The 2,630-nt window shown below is 69.7% G+C and carries 4 protein-coding genes; 2 read left to right on the top strand and 2 right to left on the bottom strand.

All coding sequences use genetic code 11. From position 1 onward, the window contains the following. Positions 1-433: nucleotidyltransferase domain-containing protein (locus tag D183_RS25910; RefSeq protein WP_198527694.1), on the bottom strand; the 433-nt coding region annotated here is incomplete at its 3' end. A 29-nt stretch (positions 434-462) separates the two neighbouring features. Then, a complete protein-coding gene (gene map, locus D183_RS0123540) occupies positions 463-1,239 on the bottom strand; it encodes a type I methionyl aminopeptidase (RefSeq protein ID WP_017911155.1) in 777 nt (258 codons plus the stop codon). 226 nt (positions 1,240-1,465) lie between these two features. Between map and D183_RS0123545 the strand changes: the two genes are divergently transcribed. Both D183_RS0123545 and D183_RS25915 read left to right on the top strand, forming a co-directional pair. Then, entirely contained in the window at positions 1,466-1,969 is a 504-nt protein-coding gene (locus D183_RS0123545; RefSeq protein WP_017911156.1) for a Csu type fimbrial protein, read from the top strand. 14 nt (positions 1,970-1,983) lie between these two features. Further along, positions 1,984-2,630: fimbrial biogenesis chaperone (locus tag D183_RS25915; RefSeq protein WP_039729656.1), on the top strand; the 647-nt coding region annotated here is incomplete at its 3' end.

Raw genomic sequence — 2,630 nt, forward strand, 5'->3', positions numbered from 1 at the left:
CCTGCAGCGGGCGCGCCTCGATCAGCGCGGTCAGCACGGTCTGGTCGGCGCAGGCCGCGGTGCACTGCGCGGCCGAGCGCACCGCATGGCTCACCGGCACGCCGGCGTCCCACAACAGCGGGAACAGCCGTGCCAGCGCCGGTTCGCAGGCGGGATCGAGGTCGCCGAACACCAGCAGGTCGATGTCCGAGCGCGGGAACAGTTCGCCACGGCCATAGCCGCCGACCGCGAACAACGCCAGCCCGGCCTCGCGCGGCACGCAGCGGCTCCAGGCGTGGCGGATCAACTGGTCGAGCGCGCGCGCGCGCAGCGCCAGCAGGCGATCGATGTCGTCGCCCTGGTCGAAACGCTTGCTCAGCCGCGCATCGGTCTGCGCCAGCAGTTGCCGGACCGCAGCCGCCCAACCGGCGTCGTCGACGCCGGCACCGGGCATGCCGGCATCGGCACCGGCCGGCAGCAGGCTCACGGTTCGCCGAGGCCGCCCGGCGACAGGGTCAGGACCTCCACCCCATCCTCGGTGACGGCGACCATGTGCTCCCATTGCGCGGAGAGCTTGCGGTCCTTGGTCACCACGGTCCAGCCGTCCGGCAGCACGCGGGTGTAGCGCGTGCCCTCGTTGATCATCGGCTCGATGGTGAAGGTCATGCCCGGCTTCAGCACCAGGCCATCGCCCGGCCGGCCGTAGTGCAGCACCTGCGGTTCGTCGTGGTAGACCTTGCCGATGCCGTGGCCGCAGTACTCGCGCACCACGCTGAAGCGCTCGCTCTCGGCGTACTGCTGGATGGCATGGCCGACGTCGCCGAGCGTGGCGCCCGGCTTCACCGCGCGGATGCCGCGCCACATCGCCTCGTAGGTGGCCTCGATCAGGCGCCGCGCCATCACCGACGGCGTGCCCGCGCAGTACATGCGGCTGGTGTCGCCATGCCAGCCGTCCTTGATCACGGTGACGTCGATGTTGACGATGTCGCCGTCCTTCAGGACCTTGCCCTCACTGGGGATGCCGTGGCAGATGACGTTGTTCACCGACGTGCACACGGTCTTCGGAAAGCCGCGATAGCCGACGTTGGCCGGCACCGCCCCCTGCACCTTGACGATATGGTCGTGGCAGATGCGGTCCAGCTCGGCGGTGGTGACGCCGGGCTTCACGTACGGGCCGATCAGGTCCAGTACCTCGGCGGCCAGGCGGCCGGCCACGCGCATCTTCTCGATGTCCTGCGGAGTTTTCAGATTGACGGTCATGGTCGTCATTATCGCTCATCCCGGCGCTGGCTGAACGCGCCGGGCGCGTTGCCGGGTTTTTGGCACGCCGGCGCGGTCGCCGCTGCCTTCATCGCACTGAACACGGCACCCTGTGGCGGTCATCCCATGTGAAAACTGGATAACGATCCATAAATATGTGAACTGGCTCGCATTTTGCACTGGCAGTGGCACCGGCGGTTGTCCGCCCTCACCGAAGAACCCTGCCATGTACCTCTTCCATCGCGTTCTCGCCTTCCTCGTGCTGTTCGCCGCCGGGACCGGCCTGGCCTGGGCCCAGTCCGACTCGCGCACCTTCAACGTCAAGATCCAGATCACCAGCGTCTGCGACATCCAGACCGCGCCCACCGACGTCGATTTCGGCAGCGTCAATTCCACCCAGAGCGCGATCAACAGCACCGGCACCTTGAACGTGCGCTGCACCTCCGGGACCCCGTACAACATCGCGCTCAACGCCGGTTCCGGCTCCGGCGCCACGGTCACCACCCGCACCATGGGCAGTGCCGACGCCAGCAATACCGCACGCGTGCCGTACGCGCTGTACCGCAATGCCGCGCGCACCCAGAACTGGGGCTCGACCATCGGCACCGACACCCAGGCCGGCACCGGCAATGGTGCAGTGCAACCGATCACCGTCTACGGCCAGGTCGCCAGCACCAACTACCCTGCCGGTTCGTACAGCGACGTCGTCACCGCCACCGTCACCTGGTAACCGGAGCCGCCTGCATGCGTTTGCGACTGCCTTCCTTCCTGCGCCTGCCGGCACTCGCCGCGCTGTGGCTGGCGGCGGCCGGCGCGGCTGTCGCCGCGAGCCTGCAGGTGGCGCCGACCTCGGTGTCGCTGCGTGCCGAGGAGACCGCGCAGGGCCTGTGGCTGAGCAACAGTGGCGACGTGCCGCTGCGCGCGCAGGTGCGCGTGTTCCGCTGGCAGCAGCGCGACGGCGAGGATGTGCTCGACCCCAGCGACCGCATCGCGCTCAGCCCGCCGATGCTGCAACTGGCGCCGCACGCGCGGCAACTGGTGCGGGTGATCCGCCTGGATCCCGCGCCCGCCGCGGGCGAGGACGCCTATCGCATCCTGGTCGACGAATTGCCCGGCCAGGATGCCGGCGCCAGCGCCAGCGCCGGGCTGCAGTTCGTGCTGCGCTATTCGGTGCCTGTGTTCCTGCAGCCAGCCGTGGCCACCGCGCCAGCGCTGCATGCGCGGCTGGTCCGCGACGGCGCGGGGGCGGCGCTGGAAGTGCGCAATGAGGGCAACGGCCACGCGCAGCTGGTGGACCTGCAGTTCGTCGCCGGCGACGGCCGCCGCAGCGTGATCGCCGAAGGCCTGGCCGGCTACGTGCTGCCGGGCCAGCGCAAGCGCTGGCCGCTGCC

Origin of the sequence: Xanthomonas sp. SHU 199, assembly GCF_000364665.1 — a bacterium.
In the GTDB taxonomy this organism is placed as follows: domain Bacteria; phylum Pseudomonadota; class Gammaproteobacteria; order Xanthomonadales; family Xanthomonadaceae; genus Xanthomonas_A; species Xanthomonas_A sontii.

Excerpts from the sequence above, each read along its gene's own strand:
- map (WP_017911155.1), bottom strand. The coding sequence starts at position 1,239 with ATGACCGTCAATCTGAAAACTCCGCAGGACATCGAGAAGATGCGCGTG.
- D183_RS0123545 (WP_017911156.1), top strand. The coding sequence starts at position 1,466 with ATGTACCTCTTCCATCGCGTTCTCGCCTTCCTCGTGCTGTTCGCCGCC.